Origin of the sequence: Natrialba asiatica DSM 12278 (genome assembly GCF_000337555.1) — an archaeon.
Classification (GTDB): Archaea; Halobacteriota; Halobacteria; order Halobacteriales; family Natrialbaceae; genus Natrialba; species Natrialba asiatica.
The window spans coordinates 49,712-73,320 of record NZ_AOIO01000041.1; the positions used below are offsets into that span (position 1 = coordinate 49,712).

Genomic DNA, 23,609 nt, shown 5'->3' on the forward strand with positions numbered 1-23,609 from the left:
ACGATATGGTGAATACCGAGTACCGGGAACGATCCGTCCGTCCGCGTCAAGAGGCTCTGTCAGTCCTCCGGGACGGCCACTCTCGAGCGTCGGAGTCGACGAGTCCGTACAGCAGTCGCCGTCGCGCTTCGAGTTCATCGAGGGCAGTCTCGAACTCGTCGTCCGACACGGTAGGAATACCTGCCTCGCGGAGGGTGCGAAGATCGGGCGCAGGAGGTAGGTCGTCTGCGGGTTCGACGAACCTCTCGCGGAGCGTCTCGAGGTAGTGTTCAACACTTATGCGGGCGTTTCGGACGGTAATCTCGTTCGGCCGCTGTCGTTTCGGAACGCCGAATCGGAGCAGCGTCAACGCCTCATCGAGGACTACGATTTCGACGATCGGCGATCGATCCGGCCGGGCGCTGTGAAAGTAGTGAAGGATCGGGTAGGCCTTGTGATTCTCGGTGAGGGTCGCGAGCTGCGTCGCGACGGTATTCAGCGGGACCTCAAGTCCTCGAAACTCTTCGCCGGTCCAACTCGTTCGAACGAGCTCCTCACTGTGGGTCCCGAACGCGCTCACAGTGCTGGCGAACGCGCGTTTCTGGGTGACCGCCTCGAGGACAGAAAGCGCGTAGGTGACGATCAGGGTGACGAAGAGCAATCCGTTCCCAGTCGCGAGTATCGTGACGACCTGCCAGCGTCCTGTTCTGGGAACGAAATCTCCGATACCTAACGTGAATATCGTATAGCCGGTGAAATAGAATCGGTCGGACCACGAGACGGACTCTCGGTTGAGCGTATCAATGAGGACGTTCTCGGCACTGGCGAAGACGAGCGTCCAACCACCCCAGAGCAGCACGATCCATATCGTGAGAGTCAGCACAAAGAGTAACGGTCCGGACAGGCTGAGCAGTCTGGGATTCTGACCGCCTATTCGTCGTAGCGTGCGCCACGTCCACACCATCAGTCGAGACGTGAGCGGGCCGGCCCCCCCTTCGACCCAGAGCGTCGTCCAGACGATATCGATGACAGTGGTAGCGAGAAGGCCGACACCGAGCGCGAGATAAACGACGTTCATTTCTGACCCGTGTTGATGTGAATAGATTCACGCGTCCTTCGTGTCCGACTCGAGAGGAGACCTATCGTAGCGTAGTCGGGCCGGGATATAGAAAGTGTGCCCGGCTAGTGAAGAGACGAGGCGAAATCGTTCACGGGGAATAGCGTTGCACGCTGTCCGTCACGAGAGAAACCGGACGATGGTTGTGCACACAGCACTTGGATCGACCGAGTTCGGAATCGCACTCAGGCCGGCGACGCGCGTGACCGTACTGCCCACCGTTGCTCGATGATTTTGAATAGATAGTAGCCCCAGAAACCGAGGAGGACGGCGAATCCTGAGCCGTGCAGTAGCGCCGACCACGGCTGGTCCTGATAGAAGAAGCCGATCCCGACAGCGAGTACTGCGAGATTCCATGCAAGAACGGAACCTCGTCCAACGACCATCGGCAGACGATCGGTGGGAACGAGTCCATCGACGCGGTCCTCGCGGTCGTCACCACAGACAGTTTCGGGATCCCACTCGAGCGAGCGGGCGACGAGCAGCGAGCCCGCGAGCGCGACCGGAAGCGCCCACCCGAGGAAGAAGAAGTGTAGCGCACCGGTCTCGATCCACGGTTCGGGGATTCCCAGCGGGATGCCGAACAGGATGAACGGGGCGAAGCTCGCCGGGCCGAGGATCCACAGCTGGGCGACGAGCACCGAGAGCGCTGTCCCGCTCGGCGTGCCGGCCCGGTAGGTTTGAGCGAGCGTGTAAATATAGAGAACGTAGCCGGCGGCGTACAGTACTAGTCCGATCGCGGTCACCGTCTTCCCCATGCCGAGCACCGGTCCGACGACGAGCGGGACGATACCGAGTGCAAACAGCGGGAACGAGTATCGTTTCAGGCGGTCGCTGTATAGCTCCGCGTCCACGAGCCGCGGAAAGAGATCGTACAGCGTGCCGATCGCCGCGAGGCCCAGAAACCCCCACGCGTTGGCGTGGACGTGTGCCTCCCGGAGTCCGTACCAGCCGCCGGGGACGTCCCAGCCGTGGCTGTACAGTCCGAACGCGAACGTGAGCCCGATCTGGTAGACGAACGGTGAGAGGAGGTAAAAGCCAATGGTCGGGTCGCGCGCTCGCCCGCCGTCGCTTCTGCGTACCATCAGGAGAACGACGGCGAACAGCCAGCCCGTAAGCAGCCAGATCGTCCCGAGGCCGATGTCGAACCACAGTGGCTCGCCAAAGGCACGACCGTACCAGGCGAGTAGTACGGCGCCGTTCAATCCGAGAAAAACGGCTTTGATAGCCGTTGCTGACGGTCCCGGTTGCTCGAGTTTCCGCGCCGTCAGCTGTGGCAGCGTGCCGAAGAGCAACTGCGTGAACGCGCCGATCGTAACGAAGTGGATGTGCGTCCACGTGATCCACGATACCTGCGGAACGAGTTCGAATGCTTGAAGGCCCTGATAGAGAGCGAGCGCGAAACCGACAAACAGGAATGCGATGCCAGCAACGTGAAACGGCGTCAGAGTGAGCGTCGGTCCATCAGCCATCCGCCGGGTGGATCGGTATTCGGAGTCGCTTGGACGTGGGTCGCACGGATCCGTATTAGCCATACACGTTCGTTTGATCGGCCGCTGTGTATCCGTTGTCGCGAATATTGCTGGGTGCTTCGAACATGTTCGAAGCGTATGCTACGGTGTTCGACTGCCAATCATCAATACTGATGCCACGGGCGAAACTCACCGTCCAACTCCCCGAATCCCTCTGGATCCACGAGATTTCGACGGCCTATCCCGACACTACGTTTCGAGTCAGTTCAGTGTTGCCGGGATCGGACGTCGCGATCGGTGTCATCGAACTGGCGGCGTCGAATCCGGTCCCGATACTCGCCGCGATCGACGAGCGGAGCGATATCCGGGACCTCGAGTTGCTCTGGAAGCACGACGAGACCGCACTCCTGCAGGTCGAGACATCGAATCCGTCACTGCTCGTTCCCATGCAGCAGGCCGGCGTTCCAATGGAGACGCCGTTTGCGGTCGAAGACGGCGTGGTGACTTGGGAACTGACGACGAGTGCGGACCGGTTATCGATGCTCGGCGACGCGTTCGATGAGCGTGGCATCGAATACCACATCGAGTACGTACACGCCGTCGCCGCGAGCGACGCAGAGAATCTGTTGACGGATCGGCAGCTCGAGGTCTTCCGCACCGCTCTCGAGGCGGGGTACTACGACGTTCCCCGCGAGGCGACGCTGACGGACATCGCGTCGGCGCTCGGTGTGACCAAGTCGACCTGTAGCGATGTCCTGCATCGCGCGGAGAGCGCGATCGCACACTGGTTTGCCGACGAACGCGTCGACTCCATCTCTCACGATCGGTGAACCGGTTCACGCTCGAGTGAGCCGACGGTTCGCCCTCGTGTTACGCCGTTCGATCCGGCGGTACGAGCATAACGTTGCCGTCCGCCCGTGCGACGATATCTTCGGAGACGCTCCCGAGCAAGAGTCTGCGGAGCCTGCTGTGACCGCGCGAGCCGACGAGAATCGTCGTCGGTTCGTATTCGACTTCCGCAGCGAGAATCTCGTCCGCCGGATCACCTTGATGGACCGCCGTTCGCGTCTCGATCTCCCAGTCCTCGAGTTTGGTCGCCAACTCCGCCAGTCGCGCTTCGGGGTCGGCGCCCTCTGGAAGCGCCGGATCCTTCGGCGTTTCAACGTGGACTAGCGTCGCCTCCTGCGTCGCGTGACGGAGGTACGAGAACGCCTCGAACGCCCGCTCGGCGTTCTCCGAGAAGTCCGTCGCGAACAGCATCCGCCGAAACAGGTGTTCGCGAACGACGGCTGGCTCGTCCGCCCCGCGTTCGATCCGGTTGACCAGCAGTGGGACGATCGTCGTCCGCGCGAGATTGCGTGCAGTCGATCCGATAACGCGGTTCTCAAGCGGACTCTTTCCGCGCGAGCCGATGACTGTAAGGCTAGCGCCGACCGCCTCTGCGATCCCGTTGATGCGTCGATGAGGCGTCCCGCGAACGACGTGTGCCTCGACGTCGAAGTCCGCGTCTTCGATAACGCTGCGATAGCGATCGAGCGCTTGCTCGCGTCGCGCTGCGAAGTCGATACCGGGCATCCCCGCGTGGACGTTCGACGGGATCACGGTCACGAGGTGGATCTCCTCGACACCGATTCGGCCGAGACACTCGAGACAGGTCTCGCTCTCGATCGTCGCCTCGCTGGCGGCCGAGAGATCGGTCGCACAGATCGCTATCATACCGGTCGTAGGCTTCGGACGCATAATATTGTTTGTGCAAACCAATACCTACTCCGAATTATCAGTCGTAACCGATCCGTAGGTATCGCGACGCCGACTCCGTCTCGTCACGAATCCGCTGACACCGCGTTCCGACCGCGCGCCAGCGGAAGGAGTCTCCGTCGGTTCGTTCCTCGGCTCCGTATAACTTACTGGAATATTCTCGTTGGATAGCCGTGAGATAGACTGCAGTAATATTGTGCGGAATTCCCAAAAATGTTATATCCGTCCTCCGGATAGACGATACCGAGTAGAAACCTATGCTCCGCACACAATCGGGCGACGGAGGTCGGTATCGATGATCGACCTCGCAGCGTATTCGTCAGCAGTACAGTCAGGCGTCCTCGTTGGCGCCGTCCTCCTCGAGGCGTTCGTTCTCTACGTCGGGTACGGCGCGCTCGAGCGAGTCGCAGCGCCGATCGTCGAGAAAATCACACGCGCATAGATGGAGCTATTCGGAATCGCCCTGATGACGCTCGCACTGTTCGTAAGCTTCGGCTTCATGGTCGGCGTCCTATTCGGCTTCTTTGGCATGGGCGGTTCGTTCCTCGTCACACCGGCGTTACTCGTGATGGGGTATCCCGCCAGAGTCGCCGTCGGGAGCGGCATGGCCTTCGTCTTCGGGACGGCCATGATTGCGACGCTGAAACACCGCGACCTCGGCCAGGTCGACTACAAACTTGGCGGACTGATGATCGTCGGGACGACGAGCGGTATCGAGGTGGGGAGTCGGATAGTGTACTATCTCGAGGAATTGGGACTCGCCAGCGGTGCCATCGGCATCACGTACGTCGTCCTGTTGGGTGCGGTCGGGCTGTTCGTCACCCGAAATGCGCTCGTAAACGACGGCGGAGACGATTCGAGTGGCAGCCACCACGAGTCCGACGGGGAGATCGATCCGGACGCGATTCCACCCCTCGCGAAGCGGATTCAGTCTTACCGTATCCCGCCGATGATGACAGTTGCCGGCGGGATCCAGGTCTCGCTCTGGTTGATTCTGGTCGTCGCGTTCGCCACGGGTCTGCTGTCGGGTTTCCTGGGTGTCGGTGGCGGTTTCATCAAGATGCCCGCGATGGTCTACCTGATCGGCGTCCCGGTTCCCGTCGCGGTCGGGACCGACCTCTTCGAGATCGTCTTCTCGGGCGGCTTCGGCGCGTTCACCTACGGACTCAACGGTGGCGTCGACCTTTCGATCGTCGCACCGCTACTTGCGGGGAGCGCGCTCGGCGCCCGGATCGGCTCGGCCGCGACCGGCATCGTCGACGAAGATGACATCAAGATCTACTTCGGGCTGATGCTGGTCGGTGGTTCGATCGCCGTCGCGTTCCGTCAGGCGGGCGACTACCTCGGGATGGACGTGCTGAATACGGCCAGCTTCGTGCTGATCCTGCTCTCGGCGTTCATGGTCAGCGGGGCCGTGATCTACAGCACGATCACGACGATGCGTGCCCAGTCGAACGCGTCCGCGACGTCCGCAGACTGACGCTGTAGACGCCACTCATCCCGTTTGGTATCGGCTCATCGAGATTGCACAATATTCACACAACCCTTATACCGACGCGGTCCCTATCGGCTAGTAGTACAATGGCTAATTCGATGGCGGAACAACTGCAGCAGGACATGGAGTGCGAAGGGCTCTTGGAGTGCATTCACGGACTCAAGCAACTCGATAAGGACTGTTTCCGCGTGATGGTCGAGAGCGAGGAAGCGCTGACGATCGACGAGGTCGCCGAGCGGGTCGACCGCGAGCGCTCGACCGCGTACCGATCGATCCAGCGCCTGCTCCAGAGCGGATTCATCCAGAAGGAGCAGATCAACTACGAGCAGGGCGGCTACTACCACGTCTACTACCCGACGGATCCGACCCAGATCGCGAACGACATGCAGCGAAAGCTCAATGACTGGTACGCGAAGATGGGGCAGCTCATCCAAGAGTTCGAGGACAAGTACGAACACGCAGAGGCCGACATCGAGATGCCCGCACAGAGCTAATCGTCTTCCGGCCGCTACTCTCTTCGCTCTCGTCCGTACTTTCACTCTCCTCGAACCGCTTTTAGGTCGTTTCGCTGACGGGAGTCCCCCGACGAGCCCACCGCTTCAGCGCTGGGTAGTAGAATCGTCGACGTCGTCGCTATCGGCGCCCCTACCATCGTTCGGTAAGACGGTGAACGGCCGCATCATGTCATGGTCCTCGTGTTCGAGCATGTGACAGTGCCACATGTACGTGCCCGTCTGATCGTTGAATAGTCCGTCGTGCCCCCCGAAGTGGACGATTACGTGGACTATTTCACCGGGATCGACGGTGATCACGTCATTCCACCCTCGTTCGTACGGCTTGGGTGCTTCGAGCGCCTCGAGGTCGAGCTCGTCCTCGTCTGGATCGTAGTCTCCGATCGACTGTCGTCCTACCATCTGGAAGTGCACGAGGTGGAGATGCATCGGATGGGACATCCCACTTCGGTTAGCGAAACTCCAAATCTCGGTGTCACCGAGCGCAGGTTCCTCGGTCACGGGGGCGTCGATTTTGAGACCGTCCGGCTCTTCAGCAGTTCCGAGCAAGTAGAGCTGTCGGCTGTAGTCGTCGGTCGCGCCGCCGTTGAGCGTGAGGTATCGCTCGTTGTCGACCGAATCGATGGAAATGTCCGGAACACGAGTGAGTTCGTCGGGGAGCTCAGTAGCATCCTGTGAATCTCCGGCCTCGTTCACGTCCACGAGCATGATCTCGGGGAGCGGAACGATGTCGTCGTCCCCCAAACCCGTCTTGCCGCGATACTGAGCGGGCGCGTCGTTGTGGAGCAGCAGCGTCTCGCCGGCGGATTCGGAGAAGTCGACGACGACGTCGGCGCGCTGGCCAGCGCCGAGCTCGAGGCGATCGCCGATCTCGACCGGCGTCGAGAGGAGGCCGCCGTCGTTCCCGACCTGGACGAACGACGGTCCGTCTCCATCAGTCTCGCCCGGCGATTCGTCGTACCGGCGGAATTGGAGGGAATAATATCGGCTATTCGACCCATTGAGGAGCCGGAACCGATACGATCTGGGTTCGACGGAGAGCCGAGGCCAGGCCTTCCCGTTGACGACCGACGTGTCGCCATAGAACTGCGGAACGATACTCGGATCGGGGTGTGACTCGTCGCTGCCGCCTTTCTCGTCCGAGATGGCCGTTGGATAGAACAACGATCCATCCCTCTCGAAACTCCGATCCTGCAGGACGAGCGGGATCTCGTACTCGCCCTCGGGCAGACCGAGGCTCCGTTCGTGGTCACTCCGCAAGAGATAGAACCCCGCGAGCCCGGCGTAGACGTTTAATCGCGTAATGCCGAGCGAGTGGTCGTGATACCACAGCGTCGCCGGCGGCTGGTCGTTTACATAGTAGTAGTCTTTCTTCTCGAACTCGGGGCCCGTCTCCTGAAAGTCTCGAGTGAACCACGCCTGTGCATGACCGTCGCTCTCGGACTCGACGTTTCCGCCGTGAAGATGCGTTACGGTCCGTACGCCCGGCGTATCGTACGGAATGAGGTCGCTATGAATCGTCGTGTCTTCGGGCAGGAGATGCTCGTCCGGAAGGTCGTTCGTCCAGCGGACGTAGATCGGTTCGCCCTGCTCGGCTTCGATCGTTGGGCCTGGGAACTGCCCGTCGTAGCCCCAGACGGTCGTCGCCGGGAGATCGCGGTGTAGCTTCTGTTCGACCTCGCCCATTGCTATCTCGTAGCGAGGGCGTCCATCCTTCGTTCCGGACGGTTCCGCGACGCTCGGCCGGGGGACCTCGTCGACCCACTTCTCGAGGTCCGGCGACGAGTGGTCCGTTATCGTCGTCGCGTTCCCCGCTCGGGATGAATTCGTATTCCCCGTCGAACAGCCTGCGAGAGCCGAGATACCCGCGGCCCCGGCTGCGATGCAGAGCTCGCGGCGCGAGACACTCGGTCTGGACGGTCCAGTGTGATTTCCCATAGCTCTGCCTATGAATGGTCCGTATATGCAGGACCGGTCGATTCCGATGCAGTAGGAATCGGAAGAAGAGACATCGTCGAGAGCCTCGCGGGCATCGTGCTGGGCGGGGTCTCGAGCAGAGTGCCCGACCGCGTCGAGATCCATGAGAGAGTGGACCAGTACCAGAGTGACGACGAATACGACTACGTCGTCGACGATTTGCTAGGTTAGCAAATCGTCAGCGTCGTTTTGCCGTCTCCAGGGTTGGATTACAGTACGCAACTTTCACGAGCCATGACTGACTACCAACTCGCGTTCAAACCGGCGACCGGGCTTTACGGCCAGCACGACCCGAGCGCCGTTCTCTTCGATGATGGGACGCCCGTCTTCGGCGTCGAGGAAGAGCGATACACGCGGGACAAACACGCGACGGATACGTTTCCCAAACACGCGATCCGGGCGTGTCTCGACCATCGAAACCTGTCCCTTCCGGACCTGAATCGGATCCTCCTCCCGTACGAGCCGCAGCTCCGGGGCGAGATCGCTTCACACTACGTTTCCGACGCGATCCGAGCGCCCGGAATCGGACGAAAATTCTCCGCACTCGAACAGACGCTCGTCACGCAGGTTCGGAGCCGGTTCGTTCCGACCCGACAGATCGAGAACCGCCTCGAGTCGATCGGTTCGCCGGTGCCGCCGATCGAGACGATTCCGCATCACCGCTGCCACGCTGCGAGCGCGTTCCATCCGTCGGGTTCGACGAGGGGATTGTCCTCACGGTCGACGCGAAAGGTGAGTACGACTCGACGGTCGTCTGGCGCGGCGACGAGGACGGCCTGACACGCGCGTACACTTACGAACACCCGAACAGTCTCGGGCTCTTCTTCGCGGTCGTCACGGAGTTCCTCGGCTACCGGATGTTCAACGGCGAGGGGAAAGTGATGGGGCTGGCACCCTATGGCGAGGACAATCCAGAGATCGAAGGCGTCCTACGCGGGCTGATCGACACAGGCGCCGATTACGACGTCACCGAACTGACGAAGCGCTGGGGAACCGGCCACGGCATCGAAACCCTCGAGGACGCGTTTGGCCGTCCTCGAAACGAAACGCCCGGCGAGTTCGACCAGTGGGAGAAAGACCTCGCGTACACTGCTCAGAATCTGCTCGAGGAGACAGTCGTCGACATCGCGGAGACAGCCGTCGATCAGTTGGGCACGGCGAACGTCGCACTCGCCGGTGGTGTCGCGCTGAACTGCAAGCTGAACAAGCGCGTTCGTGAGTCACCATACGTCGACGACGTCTTCGTCCAGCCGGTCGCCAACGATGCGGGGCTCGCGCTCGGTGCGGGATGGACGGGACAGCCACCGTCGGCCGTCGACCGCCAGACCGATGTCTACCTCGGTCCCCAATACGAAACCGAGGAGATTCGTTCGACCCTCAAGACGAACAAACTGAGTACGGGGAACCGGACGACCTCGAGCGGTACGTCGCCGAACGGCTTGCCGACGGCGACCTCGTTGGCTGGTTCCAAGGCCGGATGGAGATGGGGCCGCGGGCACTCGGTGCCAGGAGCATCCTCGCCGATCCGCGCACCGCCGAGTCCCGTGATCGAGTGAATCGGTTTGTCAAACATTGCGAGGAGTGGCGCCCGTTCGCTCCCTCGCTGCTCGAGTCGGCCGTCGAGGAGTACCTCATCGACGGCGGTTCGGCGCCGTTCATGATCGATGCCTACGACATCCGTCCTGAGAGAACCGACGAACTTGAGGCCGTTTTGCATCCGGCCGACGACTCGACGCGCCCTCAGACCGTTCGCGAGGACCATCACCCGAGCTATCACCGGCTCATCTCCGAGTTCGCCGACATCACCGGCGTGCCGGTCGTCCTCAACACCTCGTTCAACGATCACGCCGAACCGATCGTCCAGACGCCGACACAGGCGATCAAGGACTTTTACGGAATGGGACTTGACGTGCTCGTCCTCGAGGACCTCGTGGTCGAAAAGGACGTGACGAAAACTGATCGGCGGTCGGCCCTATCACTCCGTTCGGAAGACGCGCTGGACCCGATACAGCAGTAGCAGCGAGACCGTCCTTGGGACAGTCGTCGGCGACGTTAGCGCGCCGCGTGTGTCTCCAGGACGTCCACGAGCGTTTCAGTGCTCTGGAACCCGTCGTCGAGGCGGGCGACTTCGTCGCCGTCGCGCAGGACGACGAGCGTCGGGACGCTCTGGACGCCGAACTCGGTGGCGAGATCCGGAACGAGACCGGCGTTCACCGTCGCCACGACGCCAGGTGCGCTGCGCGCGACTCCAGTGAGCACCGGCTCCATCGACGCGCAGATTCCACAGCCGGACGTGACGAACTCGAGCAAGACGAGGTCGTGTGCCGTGAGTAAGTCGTCGTAGTCCGCCATATCGTGTAACTGGACGGGTTTGTGGGTCGCGCGGCCGTCACCGGTCAGCTCTGAGGGTGTGGGTTTGCTCATCACGACTGCTAGGGTCCGAATGGGTATCAGTGTTTTGCATAATGGGCACAATACTATTGTGCAATCGGTCGATCGATCCACAGATGAAGATGGTGATGACTGCGTACCGACGATCGGAAAATTGATGGCTAATATTGCCCCTATAGACGACAGAGCTATTTCTTGAGTTATCCCTGGAGACAAGTTCGAGAAGGACTAATCTGACGATTTGCCAGATTACCGGTAACTTGAGCTTCGATAAATCTCGCCGAATAGCACAGTGGAATACGGATGGCCGACCGATGTCATCGAAACGGTGATCTCGAGGGTCGAGATGCGCCTTCGAACTAGTATGAGTGCTCCCGAAAATACAGTCGATGTCGAACAGTTCTTCACCAATCTCTTCGAGTTTCAGTACCGCGAGGTGACGATGGTCGGCGCGACGCTGACCGTTCTCGTCGCCTCGATCGTCTTCTTCCCGGGTTTCGAGAACGCCGGACGGGGCGTTCAGTCCGAACTTTCAGTCGGATTGCTCGCCGTACTGAGCATGGTCGCGATTGTCGCTGGCATCGTCAAGGGAATGACCGGCTTTGGCTACTCGCTCATCATGACACCGATATTCGCGACGGTGATCGATCCGACCGTCGCCGTCGTCGTCTTGGCGATTCCCCCGTGGATGCTCAATATGTTCCAGATCGCGGAAACCGGAACGGGGCGGTCGTTCGTTCGCGAGGAGTGGTCGCTCCTATTGCTCGCCGTTATTGGGACTATTATCGGCGTCGCAGCGTTGGCAACGTACAGCGCCGGACCGCTCGTCCCCTTCGTTATCGGACTCGTCCTCCTCAGTTACGTTGTCTTTCAGGTCGTACAGAACTTCGTCACGGTCGAGGAAGCACACCACCCAGTCGCCCTCGGTATGGCTGGGTTTTCCCAAGGCTTCCTGCTCGCTCTCGCGAATCTCGGGCCGCTGCTCCCGGCGTACTTCCATACCTTCGAGCGGGATGCCGAGCGATACATCGGCGGGTTGGCAATGGTTCTCGGAACGATATTTACGGTTCGTATCATACAGATGGCGCTGTTCACCGATCTCCTGACGACCTACCGGCTCTGGCTCGGGTCGGTGATCGCCGTCGTCACGATCGTCGGCCTGCTGGTGGGGACGTATCTCCGACGCCTCGAGTTCGACGAGCGCGCGTTCAACTGGTTCGTCGTCGGACTCCTGTTCGTTATCTCGCTCAACATCTTCCGGAACTCCGTGCCGGCGCTGTTCTTCTAACAGTCGTTGGAATACGGGTTTAGTGTGCAATACGGCACCTGAAACTGGAGCACTTGATCCGGTAAGTACGTGTGTATATCGAATGCACCCCCTAAAACCATGATAGATAGACACGTTTGAGAGAGATATGGGATACACGTTTCGGGATTGGCTTTCATGCCCTAGCTGTGAAAGACAGGAAAACGCACGGATGATGGCTCATAAGACAGATTTCGTCCTTGAGTGCTACGACTGTGGGCAAATATCAGAATACACAATTGGCAGAGACATGCCTCTCCAAAACCTCGATATTGATGCGGTCGCCGAAATCATGCACGAGGAATAAAAACAAAATGGGTTTGAGAAGGAGCTACAATATAACCGACCATTCGTGTTCGCAGCTTCGGCACTGGAAACTCGCTTTTGCAACCTCTTCCACAGCGTACTTTTCGACCAGTTCACCCAGTCCACTGTCGCATTCGGGGCAACAAGCGTTCATCGCGGCTACTGGTAGTAGTTTCCTATTAATAGGCTCAATTCCCATACACGTAGGTGTCCAAAATAATGAACAACAATATTGCACCAGTTGCGAATTACAAGTAGGAGGAGAAGCGGTTAAGTAGTGAACATAACTTAAATCCCTAATTTGAGAAATAGCTACTCACACCGGTATGTCCTTGCCCTCTACGAACAGCAATTACGTATACGAACATATTGCTGTGCTTCGACGTGACCGGAACAGTAACATTTCAATGAGTCCTGTTCACGTCCCTACTTTTCAGAACTGTCGTAACAGCCAATCGATCATTAGTACTGTACCACCGATGACAAGCCAAAGGATAGGAACAACAACGAGCAGTACGACCCAATGGGGGACTGGCGGCGGTGGCGCTTGCGGAGGACCATGTAACGGACTTCCGTATAACAGAAGCCCAAGCATTGAGAGGATACGTAGAACAAACATGAGTATGAAATTGCAGACAAATTATGTGGCTTCTTCCCGCTCGCCACTACGATTCTGTATCCCCGTTCTATAGACGTAGTACCCCGCAGTGATGAAGAGGAGGCTGACCACTATCCAATGAGGGTTATACTGACCACCCCAAGACAAGGATTTCCCGCCAGGACCGACTGGCTGATGAAGGCCTAACAGAGCGTGGTCAATGAAGGCGTCATAGACATCAAACACGCCGAGACCGATGAGAGCAGCACCAGCCAGCGGTTGGACGGCCAACGGAACAACAGTTCGTCGCTCAGACTGCCACACAAGGCCGGCCCCGACTCCCATAATAATTAACATCGCAAGTGAGAACAGCCCATCTGCAAGGATGTTTGTCTCAAGGCCGTCCAGCGTGTACATTGGATAGATTCCAGAAACCAAGTGATGCCACTGGAGGATATGGTGCAAAACGAGTACGTCAATTAACCCGCTGAATCCAAATCCGAATACTCCTGCCGCGATTAGCGCGCGTTGAGTCACCGTATTCTGGGTCTGATCACGCGTGGTGTCTGGATGATTGCTCATCGTATTTGCGCTTACTACCAACACAGAAAGTTCTGAGTTATTGCGAACGTGAATTTAACCTCGTACTTTGAGATCATTTTCGTAACCATCTGTACAGAACGGTAACTACGTGTGCTTACTGATCGATGATTTGTTCTTGTTCAGCAAGGATGTTCTCATGTTCGTCACGTGCCTCCTTGTGTGCTTTAACATCCCCTCCATCTCGGTCTGCAAGTTCCTGTAATCGATCTTCTTTCCCATAGAGGACAACGGTATCTCCCGGTTGGATCTCTGTATCAGGACCGGGGGCACCGATATAGTCACCATTTCGCTCAACCCCAAGCAGGATCACGCCTTCGTCAGAGAGATTCAATCCTCTGGCCGTATCATTTGCCAACCATTCATCATCGTTGACCTCAACTTCAGCAATGCGATATTCACTCTGAAGACCAAGTACCTTCGTGTAATCTTGGATAGCAAGATCCGTCGTCTGGTCAAGTGTCCATTCGATAACTGGCGTTACTGCTCGATTTAATAGCTGGCTATGAGCGAGAAGAATAATCCCGACAATCCCACTGATAACGTAGATGAGGGTAAGAAAGTCCTCGCCCTCAGCGTTGATGAACGATAGAAGGACCGACGCAAGCGCACTCACAACCCCGATACTTCCGATTCGGATGAGCCAGATGACAATAGTTCGTCTGCTCGGCTCTGAGACCGTAAACTCTGCTTCTTCGGTCGTGTACCCCGCTCCCGAAAATGCCGATGCTGACTGAAATGTGGCCACGTCCGGTGAGAGACCAGTCATTCGAAGCGCAATCGCTCCGATCCGAACCACCAGTAGTGCGAGGGCAAAGATGATGAAAACGGACAGGATTTGATTGGTCGCTACCATAAGATGGTGTCCTACAGAGAACTGTAAAAATACGCAGTCTCCATTCAACGGGATCGCCATCTTAGCAGACTGTACTGACCGTGAGTTACACGAGTTGTTCTAAATGATGAAATCGTGCTAATAGACAACGAGCGCCAGATAAAGCTGTCCGGCTCCAGCCACGATCATCAGGCCTCCGGCGAGCCACTTGAGGGGTCCCGAGTAGGCCGCGAACCGACCTGCACTCGCAACCAGCCCCATTCCGGTCGCGACCGTCACCGCGATCATCAGGGCGACGACGCTACCGATGTAGGTCATCAGGACGAGCGCCGCCGCCTCGGTCGGCAGCGATAGCGAGCGGGCGACGACCGCGAGGAAGACGGGCGCGACGCAACCGGCCCCAGCGAGCGCGTACCCCGAACCGAAGAGTCCGAATCCGAAGATACTCGAGCGCCGCTTCGGAAGCGGAATCGACAGCGAGGGGGCGCGACCGGCGAGAACGAGCGCGCCGAAGATCACCAGTAGTCCGCCGACGAGCGACTCGAAGATCGTGAGGTTCGATAGCGTCTGCTGACCGATTACGAACGTCACCCCGATGAGGGCTGCGAGCGTTCCCAGAACGCCAACGCCTGCGGCGATACCGCGGGTCGTCGCCCCACCGAGTGATGCGTCGCCGTCCGTCCGGCTGACGTATAACCCGACGTACCCGGGCAACAGCGGATACGCACAGGGGCTAAAGAAGGTCGCGACGCCGGCAGTGAGTGCGAAGACGACCGTCGACAGGAACGGTGCGTCGATCACGCGTCCGTCCTCGTCTTGAGCGCCTGTTCGATCCCCGCCACGAGTTCGTCCGCCGTTTTGACTCTGGTGTCCGACCACTGGACGCGACCGGACGTATCGATCGCAACCGCAGAGGGATAGCCGCTCGCGAGATACCGTGCAGTCAGTTCCGCAGTCGGATCGAGGCCGAGAGACCAGTTCCCGTCGTGTTTCTCCCACCAGTCGACTAGTTCTGCTTTCGTCACTGATCGCCCGATCGCTTCGCTCGTGATCGAGATGAATAGCACGTCGTCACCGATGCGATCGTTCGCCGCCGCAAGTGCAGGCATCTGCTCGATACACGGCGGACACCACGTGCCGAAGAAATCGATGAACGTGGGTCGGTCGGACGCCGGAACACGGACCTCGCCGGCTTCGCTTCCCGGGGCATCGATCGTCTCGATCGTGAGCGGTTCGGTGTCCGGAGATCCTGTTCCATCCGAATTCTCGCTCTGGGTTTCGTCTGTTCCATCTCCGAACGACGGTGGACCGCGTATCGCCAGCGCTCCTGCGCCACCGATCGTACCCAGACTGCTGACTCCGGCGAGGATATCTCGCCTGCGCATCTTACGCTGACACCACCGTTTCGAGATCGTCGACTACCCGTGAGATCTCGACCGTTGCCCCCCGGGGATACGCTCGCTCGACGATCCCCCGTTCGTTCGCGAGCAGGATCAAATTATAGTGGGGAAACTGATACTCGAGCGAATCGTACTTCTCGGCGTCGATCTTCTTGAGCGGCAACCCGATCTGATCGGTCAAGATTTTCTTCGCCGTTTCGTACCGCTCCGGTCTGAGGAAGTCCCAGTTCCTGGCCTCGAGATCGACTCCCTGCTGACCGGCGAACGTTCGAAGCGCGTCTTCCGTGTCCCGTTCCGGGTCGAACGTCATCGCGAGCAGTTGGACATCGTCACCGTACCCGTTGGCAGCAGCGGCTTCCTGTGCACGGCGGAGTCGGAGTATCAATGCCGGACACATCCCATCGGGACACGACGTATAAAAGAAGGTCATCAAAACGGCCCGGTCGCTCTCGAACTGGTCCGTCGAGACGGTTTCACCGGTCAGCGGGTTGGGGAGTTCGACCGACGGAACGTCGTCGCCGTAGCTCGGATGCGACGACTCGCTCAGATCTTGATCCGGTGGGCCGAGAACCGCTCCGTCGGCACGCTTCCGTTCACTACCGTCGCTGTCGTCTGCCTGTCCCTCGCCACTCGAGAAGGAATCCAGACAGCCTGCAGTGGTAGCGACACTCGAGGCGGCGATCGATCGGAGCCAGAGACGCCGGTTCATACCTCGACGTTTCGGTGGGAATCGGAAATCCTGCGCGGCGATTCCCCGAGTCAGAAAAAAGGGCAGCGGCGAGGGTGAACGAGGAGCGCGAATGCCGCTCGGGAGTTCGAGATATCACTTCGTCAACGAAATGAGAACGAGCACCATCCCGCTCGAGACGATGGCCGCCTGCACGAGGGCGGCGGACGCGATCGTCGTCCCGAACACGTGGTAGATGAGTCCCTCGCAGATCGCGCCGGCGCCGATGAAGACGAACCCGCCGGAGACGTACAGCATTGGCGTCTGACCGCTGCGCCGATAGCCGTGATACGCCAGATACGCGACGCCGAGACTCAACACGAACGTGAACAGTTTGGCGATCACGAACGACGCTTCCATCAGTCGTCACCCCGGAGATCGCTCCAGAGGGACGTGAAGTTGTCAGCGAGTTCGTCGCGGGTCTCCAGCGTCAGCGAGAGCTGCCCGTCGGTGATATCGACGTGGAGCTCCTCGAGCGACGTTTGGAACTTGCTTCGATGGGAGCCGTCCGAATCGACGGTGTTCCGTTCCTCGATAAGGTCGTGGTCCTGCAGCGTCGATACTCGCCGATAGATCGTCGTGAGCGAGGCGTCGCATTCCTCACTGAGCGTTTTCGCGGTCTTCGGCCCGTGATCCGCGGCGAGGAGTATCTTCCGTGCATACTCGTCCGCGAGGATCTGAAAGATTTCCGCCGAGTCCGAAGAGCCTCCGTGTTGCACACGATAGACCCCGTCGTTCAGTACCAAATAGGCCACGATTCCCCGACTCAGCAAATCACCGTCACCGTCTTATCCCTGACTTTCGGGTAGCACTCGTGACTACTGTCGGTCGTCATCCGCTTCGTCTCCTGGCGGTAACCAGACGACGTCGAACCAGAACGCCTCGAGCGTGTGGACGACGTCGACGAACCCGTCTCGGTCATCCGGCTTCCGAATATATGCGTTTGCGCGGAGCGCGTATGACTGTGCGATACATTCCCCGTCTAACTCTGTGAAGACGATGATGGGAACGTCCGTCCATTTGGGATCGATATCGAGCGTCTCGAGGAGCGGGCGCCAGTTTCGGGAGGGCGTGTATATCATTATTTCAATAATTCAACAATGCGGTGGTGATTCATGGTCGAACGCATCACGGTGTGCAGGTCGGACACGACCGCCTGTGGCGAACGTAGATAAGTCCCGCCAGAATCGCCACGGAGAGCGCGCCGAGGGCCGGTCGTAACGGATCGAAGTACGTCATGAGCGCGGACGAACTGAACAGGGCGAGCAGGGCAACGTTACAGATCGGACAACCGACCGCCAGGAATCCGCCGACGAGACCGCCGAGCGCCCAGCGATCCTCGCTGCTCGCGCCGTCGGCCTCGCTCTCGTCGTCGCCCTCGAGGTCGGGATCGGACACCTTGGTCGCCAGTCGCTGTGCGGTGTAGACGGCCGCCAGCAGCGCGGTCAGCATCAGAAACAGGTAGTCGGTGGGCGTCCGGGGGACCATCCGAACGTACAGGGGGTTCGGGATGAGACCGGTGACGAGCCCGAATAGCACGACCACGCCAATTCCGGTGGCCGTTCCCCACAGCATCGCTCGCCGATCCGATCGAATCGATCGGGCGAAGTCGTGTGCCGTCATTTCGTCGCCTCCGTCGTGATCACACAGTGTTCCGGATGGCCCGCTCGTCCGAGGAAGAACACCAAGAGGGCGAGCCCGCCGATGCGAAGCAACGCGCCGTCGTACGGGAGTACTGCCAGTCCCCCGGCGAACCCAAGAAAGCCGAGGAGGCCGGCACCGCAGCTCGCACACCCCGATGCGAGGAGCCCCGGGACGACGCCGGAGAGGTCGGTGAGACTCGAGAGACCGACGATCTGCAGTTGCGCAACGGCGTTGACGACCGCGACGCCCGAGAGCAGGGCGTAGAGGACGATGACCGCGAGCCCCAACCAGCCGTCGGTTCGGTAAATCGTCTCCGTGAGCGAGACGAGGACGTATTCGAACCAGTGGAGTCCGTCGCCGAGCATCTGGAGCGAGAACTCCGGCATCGTACTCAGGATCAGGAGGACGTAGGTGGCGACCGTCACGAGTACCAGTCCGATCGTCCCTCGCCACGTCTCGAACGGGTACGAGACCGCTGCAGCGAGGTTCGTCAGGTACCTGCTGATCGAATCGCGCGTGAACATCTATCCACACCGATGCAGAGATGACTGAAATCACCGACTCCGATTTGCTGGGTCAGCAAATCAGCGGATCCGTTTAGGACCGGTCGCGTAAATGTGAGCGCGAACAATCGATGTCGCTCGATCAGCCGTCTCGTCGCGCTCTCGTTACAGGTCTCGTTGGAACGCTCGGCGTCGGTGGCGCTTACTATCTCACGCGATCTGACGGCACCGCTCACGACCTCTCCCCGTCGTTTCACTCGAGCGACGAGACATCGAACCTCGGCGTCGAATTGCAGGGGAAGCCGATTATGGGTGCGTCCGATGCACCGCTCGATATCTACTACTGGACGGACTTCCAGTGTCCGTTCTGCGAACAGTTCGAACGGGAGACGCTCCCCGACCTCGTTCGAAAGTACGTCGAACAGGGTACGGTCCGAATCATATTCATCTCGCTGCCGTACTTCGGTGCTGACTCGATGACGGCCGCGATCGGCGGCAAGTGCGTATGGGACCAGGTTCGCGACGCCGACCCATCGACGTACTGGGACTGGCATGCGGCGATCTTCGAGGAACAGGGAGAGAAGAACTCCGGCTGGGCCACAGCCGAGAATCTCCTCGAGTACACGCGCTCGGTCGACGGCGTCGACGCCGACTCGCTCGAGTCGTGTCTCGACGATCGACGATCGGCGCTCGAAGACGAGATCAACGCGGATAGCGAGCAAGCACGCTCGTTTGGCGTTGGGGGGACGCCGACATTCTCCGTCTTCGATCCGGACTCCGAATCCGTCGGGACGCTCGTCGGCGCACAGCCAATCGAGCGCTTCGACGAGGCGATCGAGCGGATCGGGGACGCGTAAGAATAACCGCCCTTATTCCGGTCAGAACGCCGCTTCCGATCTCACTCGAGCGTCGCGATCAGTAGGAAGGTCTCCGGTCGGACGGCCTCGTGCTCGACGTCGAACCTGTGGTCGCGGAGGGCGGTCGCTGCCTCGTCGGCGCTGTAGCGCTCGTCGACCGGCGGACCGTTCTCGCCGGTTCCGGTGGCCGCCCAGTCGACAACAACGAGTCGGCCGTCGGCAGCGAGGACCCGGCGAATCTCGGCCAGCGCCGCGTCGCTTGCGAACTCGTGGTAGGTCATCGTTGAGAACGCGGCGTCGACGCCGCCGTCGTCGAACGGCAGGTCGCTCACGTCGCTGGTCACGAGATTGACGTTCTCCGGGACGCCCTTCTCCCGGTAGTACTCGTGCATCTCCTCTTGGACATCCACCGCGTAGACCGTCCTCGCGTTCGGCGCGACGTCGTCGGTGAAGAAACCGGTTCCGCTACCGAGGTCGGCGACGGTGTCGTCTGGCGAGAGCGAGAGCGCCCACAGCAGTTCCTCGGCCGAGACGAACCGATAGCGCCGTCCGGCAACCTCTAACTTGTCCGCTCGCTCGGCGTCGAACGTGTGGTATCCCATGGTTACAGGTTTTCGAACGCGGTATCGACCAGTTCGCCAGTCTCCGCGACGATATCTTCCATCTCGTCGTCGTCCGGTGCTATTCCGACGAGCCGCGCGATCCGCATGATCGAGACGTGGTAGACGCGCTGTCGACCGGATTCTTCCTCCCAGACGACAACGTTACACGGGAAGAGCGCGCCGAGTTCGCCGTCGCTGGCCTCGAGTGCCCGGTCGGCGACCGACGGATTACACGCGCCGAGGACGTAGTAGGGGTCGCGGTCGGCATCGACCTTCTCGTTGAGCAGTTCCGACGGCGAGAATTCGACGGGAATGCCGAACCCCGCGTCGGTGAACACCTCGCGGACGTGTTCGACGGCGTCTTCGTGGTCCATCTCGAGGGTCGTCTGTTTCGCACCGATGTCGTCCGGATCGATTTGACTAGGGTCGATTGGCAGCGTCATTCATGTATAGTATTGGGACTACCACAAAAATCAGTTCTGGATTCCACCATCGATCGCTCGGGACAACCACCGATTCGTAGGAGTACACCATCGTGCGCTGCTCCAGCGAAAACCGGGCGGACGAATCGCGTGTAGGAGCCTCCTGCATCGTTCGACAAGCGAGTGGGCACGTAGCAGAGGGATATCGGGCGGGCGGTCAGTTTGAGACCGCAATCGCTGACTCGGAAAATCGACCGAACACATATTCCCTTCTGTCCTCAAATTCACGTATGAGTTCGGACGTTTCCAGTCAATCGCTGCTCGGGCTGGCAGGGCTCGCGAGCCTCTGTTGTATCGGACCGGGGACCGCCGCCATCGCCGGCGGGACGTCAGTCGGAATGATCGCTGGAGTCGTACAGGGAGCGGTGATCTTCGCAGTGCTCGGCGTCATCGCGCTACTGATCCGAGTGCGCTCGAACTGTTCGTGTTCGGCCCGTGACGCGGACCGGGAAGCGCAGCGGTCCCCGAGTGTGGAGCGAAACGCTGACCTCGAGTAATCCATCGACGCAAGCGGTGGACGCTTCCACACTGATCGTGACATTGGAGACCGTACCGAACTCGTCGAACAGAGACTCGTGACGAGAGATGCTATCGAAGCAATATCTGTATTAGTTTGTATAGTATTGGGTATATACAGAAATACCTTAGGCGCTACCGTCCTATTCCTCACGTATGACTGAGACATTCGTCGTTATCGGCGGTGACGCCGCGGGAATGAGCGCCGCGAGCAAGGCGAAACGCGAGGATCCCGAGCGGGAGGTGATCGTCTTCGAGAAAGGGGAGTGGGTCTCCTACGCCGCCTGCGGGATGCCCTACTACGTGAAGGGCGCGGTGGACGACCTGGACGACCTCGTTACCGTGACGCCCGAGGAGTTCCGGGAGGGACGGGATGTCGACCTGCGAACGAGCGCAGAGGTCGTCGGTATCGATCTCGACGCGCAGACGGTGACGGTCGAGACCTGCGACGAGACGGACGAACAGCCCTACGACGACCTCCTCGTCGCGACCGGCGGCGGCGACGCGAAGACACTTCGAAACGCCGGCGTTCCGACGGTAGAGTTCGCGCTCGCGACGGATACCGTCCACGCGGTCGACGAGTACACGACCGTCGACGCGCTCATCGGGAACGCGATGGTGTACGCGCGCCTGCCCGAAGTATGGGCGTCTGCAGTCGACAGGATGGATCCATCCGGATAGCACTCCGACGCTCGAGCGCTCCGCTGTGCAGGGTATCCGGAACCGATCACTATCCGATCGTCAGCACTCGATCGGCAGTCGTCACGACCTCAAGGAGATCGTTCATCGTCGAGATTGGGCAGACCTCGCTCCCATCGCTGTTTCGGATGTCCAGACAGGTACCACAGGCCAGCAACTCCCCGCCGGCCTCGTCAAACTCCTCCATTCGATTCCGTACGTCGAACTGATCGTCCGTGATCTCCTCGGCTTCGACACCGTCGCCGAGCAGGAACACTGACACGTCGTTTCCGTTCTCTAGTGCGGTGATTCCAAGACGAAAGGCGTTCCACGCGCGTTCGGGGTCGCTGGTTTCGAGTACGATTCCCAATTGTTCCCCAGTGTCGTCGCCTCCTGGTTCAGACATGTATTGTACTATAGTCCCAATATAATATAATACTGTCGCCTCCGATCAGGTGTGCAATAACGTTCAGTGGTCACGATAGTTGTTGCCGAATCGCCAGGAACGGTTCTCCGGATGAACGAAGTGTTCGAGATGGGGCTGGGGACCGGTTTCTTGCAACCCCCGTTACTCGTCGGTGAATTGCTCGTTCACGGTGACTACTCCCAGTATTTCATAGTGAACCCAAGAATATTATCTACTGCGTTCGTAAGATACCGTATGCAATCGAGTCCGACGATGACGCCGACCGAGTTCAGGGCGGATATCCCTGCCTTACAGGAGGGAACCTATCTCAACTTCGGCGCTCACGGTCCAAGTCCGAAATATGTCGTCGATGCCGCCGACGAGTTCGTCCGCGAGCACGAGTACGAGTCACCGGTTGGCGACCACCCCTACGAGACGGCGTTCCGAGCGTTTGACCGGACTCGAGAGCGGGTCGGGTCGTTTGTCGGCGCCAACCCGGACGAGATCGCGCTCACCGAGAGTACGACGGCTGGGATCAACGCCGTCGCCAACGCGATCGACTGGCAGCCCGGCGACGTCGTCGTGCGGACGGACCTCGAGCATCCCGCCGGAATCCTCCCGTGGCAACGCCTCGAGCGGGAAGGCGTCGAGGTTCGAATCGTCGAGACCGAGGACGGCCGCATCGATCTCGAGCGTTTCGCCGAGGCCGTCACGGATGCCAGAGTCGCCTGCTTCAGCGCGGTCACGTGGACCCACGGGACGCAGCTTCCGGTAGGGAAACTGGTTGATATCGCCCACGACGCTGGTGCGCTTGCGCTCGTCGACGCCGTACAGGTCCCCGGACAACTACCAATGAACGTCGCGGAGTGGGGTGCTGATGCGGTCGCTGCTGCCGGCCATAAGTGGCTGCTCGGGCTGTGGGGCGGCGGCTTCCTCTACGTCGACCGTGACGTCGCTGAGGGTTTCGAGCCGCGAACGGTCGGCTATCGAAGCGTCGAGACGCCATCCGACGATCCCTACAAGTACGCAGCCGGCGCACGTCGGTTCGAAGTTGGGTCAGCGAACCCGGCACCCCACGTCGCGCTCCGGGAAGCAATCAACGTGATCGATGAAGTCGGGATCGACCAGATCGAAGACCGCGTCCGCCGTCTCGCCGGTCGACTAGTAGACGGTGTCCCCGTTGACCGTCTTCTCAGCCCCTCAGTGCCGGAGTCGGGGCTCGTGACCATCGATGTTGACGATCCGGCGACGACGGTCGAACGGCTGGCTGCCGACGGGATCGTCGTTCGAGCACTGCCATCTCCGACCGCCGTTCGAGCGTCCGTCCACGCAGTCAATACTGCAAACGACATCGATCGACTGCTCGACGGACTGGAGCAAGAGTGGGAATCGCGGGAGCACAATGCAGGGTAACGGCTTGAGTACATGCTCTCGTAGGAGGTGAAAGA

Annotated in this window: 27 protein-coding genes and 2 pseudogenes; 11 read left to right on the forward strand and 18 right to left on the reverse strand. The window is 59.8% G+C overall.

The features are described from left to right. Positions 1-46 precede the first annotated feature (46 nt). Entirely contained in the window at positions 47-1,057 is a 1,011-nt protein-coding gene (locus tag C481_RS19735; RefSeq protein WP_006111105.1) for a potassium channel family protein, read from the reverse strand. A gap of 224 nt (positions 1,058-1,281) precedes the next feature. Then, on the reverse strand, positions 1,282-2,631 hold the full coding sequence (locus C481_RS19740; protein WP_241434720.1) for a heme-copper oxidase family protein: 1,350 nt from the start codon (positions 2,629-2,631) through the stop codon (positions 1,282-1,284). Between the two features lie 110 nt (positions 2,632-2,741). Between C481_RS19740 and C481_RS19745 the strand changes: the two genes are divergently transcribed. After that, positions 2,742-3,398 (forward strand): helix-turn-helix domain-containing protein, encoded by a 657-nt coding sequence (locus C481_RS19745; RefSeq protein ID WP_049904791.1) that lies wholly within the window; start codon positions 2,742-2,744, stop codon positions 3,396-3,398. A 40-nt stretch (positions 3,399-3,438) separates the two neighbouring features. Here the strand turns inward: C481_RS19745 and C481_RS19750 are convergent, their stop codons facing one another. Continuing rightward, on the reverse strand, positions 3,439-4,284 hold the full coding sequence (locus tag C481_RS19750; RefSeq protein ID WP_006111108.1) for a universal stress protein: 846 nt from the start codon (positions 4,282-4,284) through the stop codon (positions 3,439-3,441). Between the two features lie 337 nt (positions 4,285-4,621). Here C481_RS19750 and C481_RS22355 point away from each other — a divergent pair, with 337 nt between their 5' ends. The 3 genes from C481_RS22355 to C481_RS19760 all read left to right on the forward strand — a co-directional run bounded on the left by C481_RS22355 (position 4,622) and on the right by C481_RS19760 (position 6,315). Then, complete coding sequence (locus C481_RS22355; protein WP_006111109.1) at positions 4,622-4,768, forward strand: DUF7512 family protein; 147 nt, start codon at positions 4,622-4,624, stop codon at positions 4,766-4,768. Then, positions 4,769-5,806 carry a sulfite exporter TauE/SafE family protein gene (locus tag C481_RS19755; RefSeq protein WP_006111110.1) on the forward strand — a complete coding sequence of 346 codons (1,038 nt, stop codon included), beginning with the start codon at positions 4,769-4,771 and terminating at the stop codon, positions 5,804-5,806. Between the two features lie 101 nt (positions 5,807-5,907). Beyond that, the gene (locus C481_RS19760) at positions 5,908-6,315 is read left to right on the forward strand and encodes a helix-turn-helix domain-containing protein (RefSeq protein ID WP_049904792.1); all 408 of its coding nucleotides are present in this window, start codon (positions 5,908-5,910) and stop codon (positions 6,313-6,315) included. A 105-nt stretch (positions 6,316-6,420) separates the two neighbouring features. Here the strand turns inward: C481_RS19760 and C481_RS19765 are convergent, their stop codons facing one another. After that, a complete protein-coding gene (locus C481_RS19765; RefSeq protein WP_006111112.1) occupies positions 6,421-8,271 on the reverse strand; it encodes a multicopper oxidase family protein in 1,851 nt (616 codons plus the stop codon). Here C481_RS19765 and C481_RS21820 point away from each other — a divergent pair. Together C481_RS21820 and C481_RS19770 are read left to right on the forward strand one after the other, a co-directional pair. Continuing rightward, complete coding sequence (locus tag C481_RS21820; RefSeq protein WP_152422219.1) at positions 8,260-8,481, forward strand: hypothetical protein; 222 nt, start codon at positions 8,260-8,262, stop codon at positions 8,479-8,481. The genes C481_RS19765 and C481_RS21820 overlap by 12 nt on opposite strands. 63 nt (positions 8,482-8,544) lie before the next feature. Further along, positions 8,545-10,327: pseudogene (locus C481_RS19770) on the forward strand (carbamoyltransferase family protein). Between the two features lie 35 nt (positions 10,328-10,362). Here the strand turns inward: C481_RS19770 and C481_RS19775 are convergent. Next, positions 10,363-10,734 carry a thioredoxin family protein gene (locus C481_RS19775; protein ID WP_006111113.1) on the reverse strand — a complete coding sequence of 124 codons (372 nt, stop codon included), beginning with the start codon at positions 10,732-10,734 and terminating at the stop codon, positions 10,363-10,365. Positions 10,735-11,065: 331 nt separating this feature from the next. Here C481_RS19775 and C481_RS19780 point away from each other — a divergent pair, with 331 nt between their 5' ends. Then, positions 11,066-11,989: a sulfite exporter TauE/SafE family protein gene (locus C481_RS19780; protein WP_049904806.1), complete on the forward strand. Its 924-nt coding sequence runs from the start codon at positions 11,066-11,068 to the stop codon at positions 11,987-11,989. Between the two features lie 964 nt (positions 11,990-12,953). On the opposite strand, the gene C481_RS19785 is transcribed toward C481_RS19780, so the two are convergent. The 10 genes from C481_RS19785 to C481_RS19830 all read right to left on the reverse strand — a co-directional run bounded on the left by C481_RS19785 (position 12,954) and on the right by C481_RS19830 (position 18,641). Beyond that, positions 12,954-13,493, reverse strand: a complete 540-nt coding sequence (locus C481_RS19785; protein ID WP_006111116.1) for a DUF2243 domain-containing protein — start codon at positions 13,491-13,493, stop codon at positions 12,954-12,956. A 115-nt stretch (positions 13,494-13,608) separates the two neighbouring features. Beyond that, positions 13,609-14,367 (reverse strand): TrkA C-terminal domain-containing protein, encoded by a 759-nt coding sequence (locus C481_RS19790; RefSeq protein WP_049904808.1) that lies wholly within the window; start codon positions 14,365-14,367, stop codon positions 13,609-13,611. Between the two features lie 117 nt (positions 14,368-14,484). After that, on the reverse strand, positions 14,485-15,147 hold the full coding sequence (locus C481_RS19795) for a cytochrome c biogenesis CcdA family protein (RefSeq protein ID WP_006111118.1): 663 nt from the start codon (positions 15,145-15,147) through the stop codon (positions 14,485-14,487). After that, complete coding sequence (locus C481_RS19800) at positions 15,144-15,731, reverse strand: TlpA family protein disulfide reductase (RefSeq protein WP_006111119.1); 588 nt, start codon at positions 15,729-15,731, stop codon at positions 15,144-15,146. Before C481_RS19800 ends, C481_RS19795 begins: the two co-directional genes overlap by 4 nt. A 1-nt stretch (position 15,732) precedes the next feature. After that, positions 15,733-16,455, reverse strand: a complete 723-nt coding sequence (locus C481_RS19805; protein ID WP_006111120.1) for an SCO family protein — start codon at positions 16,453-16,455, stop codon at positions 15,733-15,735. Positions 16,456-16,569: 114 nt separating this feature from the next. After that, positions 16,570-16,833: a DUF7521 family protein gene (locus tag C481_RS19810; RefSeq protein WP_006111121.1), complete on the reverse strand. Its 264-nt coding sequence runs from the start codon at positions 16,831-16,833 to the stop codon at positions 16,570-16,572. Further along, positions 16,833-17,192, reverse strand: a complete 360-nt coding sequence (locus C481_RS19815) for an ArsR/SmtB family transcription factor (protein WP_006111122.1) — start codon at positions 17,190-17,192, stop codon at positions 16,833-16,835. Before C481_RS19815 ends, C481_RS19810 begins: the two co-directional genes overlap by 1 nt. A 99-nt stretch (positions 17,193-17,291) precedes the next feature. Further along, entirely contained in the window at positions 17,292-17,555 is a 264-nt protein-coding gene (locus C481_RS19820) for a response regulator (protein WP_006111123.1), read from the reverse strand. 46 nt (positions 17,556-17,601) lie between these two features. Further along, positions 17,602-18,096, reverse strand: coding sequence for a hypothetical protein (locus C481_RS19825; protein WP_006111124.1), 495 nt, complete (start codon positions 18,094-18,096; stop codon positions 17,602-17,604). Next, positions 18,093-18,641: a hypothetical protein gene (locus tag C481_RS19830; RefSeq protein WP_006111125.1), complete on the reverse strand. Its 549-nt coding sequence runs from the start codon at positions 18,639-18,641 to the stop codon at positions 18,093-18,095. The genes C481_RS19825 and C481_RS19830 overlap by 4 nt, the downstream gene beginning before the upstream one ends. Positions 18,642-18,751: 110 nt before the next feature. On the opposite strand from C481_RS19830, the gene C481_RS19835 reads away from it, so the two are divergent. Then, positions 18,752-19,477: a DsbA family protein gene (locus C481_RS19835; RefSeq protein ID WP_006111126.1), complete on the forward strand. Its 726-nt coding sequence runs from the start codon at positions 18,752-18,754 to the stop codon at positions 19,475-19,477. 41 nt (positions 19,478-19,518) lie between these two features. Here the strand turns inward: C481_RS19835 and C481_RS19840 are convergent, their stop codons facing one another. Together C481_RS19840 and C481_RS19845 are read right to left on the reverse strand one after the other, a co-directional pair. Further along, positions 19,519-20,079, reverse strand: a complete 561-nt coding sequence (locus C481_RS19840) for a class I SAM-dependent methyltransferase (protein WP_006111127.1) — start codon at positions 20,077-20,079, stop codon at positions 19,519-19,521. Between the two features lie 2 nt (positions 20,080-20,081). Then, on the reverse strand, positions 20,082-20,522 hold the full coding sequence (locus C481_RS19845; protein ID WP_006111128.1) for a DUF302 domain-containing protein: 441 nt from the start codon (positions 20,520-20,522) through the stop codon (positions 20,082-20,084). A 269-nt stretch (positions 20,523-20,791) separates the two neighbouring features. Here C481_RS19845 and C481_RS19850 point away from each other — a divergent pair, with 269 nt between their 5' ends. Both C481_RS19850 and C481_RS22815 read left to right on the forward strand, forming a co-directional pair. Further along, entirely contained in the window at positions 20,792-21,058 is a 267-nt protein-coding gene (locus tag C481_RS19850; protein ID WP_006111129.1) for a hypothetical protein, read from the forward strand. A 175-nt stretch (positions 21,059-21,233) separates the two neighbouring features. Then, positions 21,234-21,671, forward strand: a pseudogene (locus tag C481_RS22815) (FAD-dependent oxidoreductase); the annotation flags it as partial. Positions 21,672-21,807: 136 nt separating this feature from the next. On the opposite strand, the gene C481_RS19860 reads toward C481_RS22815, so the two are convergent. After that, entirely contained in the window at positions 21,808-22,161 is a 354-nt protein-coding gene (locus C481_RS19860) for a DsrE family protein (protein WP_193364782.1), read from the reverse strand. Between the two features lie 255 nt (positions 22,162-22,416). Between C481_RS19860 and C481_RS19865 the strand changes: the two genes are divergently transcribed. After that, the gene (locus tag C481_RS19865; protein ID WP_006111132.1) at positions 22,417-23,574 is read left to right on the forward strand and encodes an aminotransferase class V-fold PLP-dependent enzyme; all 1,158 of its coding nucleotides are present in this window, start codon (positions 22,417-22,419) and stop codon (positions 23,572-23,574) included. Positions 23,575-23,609 lie beyond the last annotated feature (35 nt).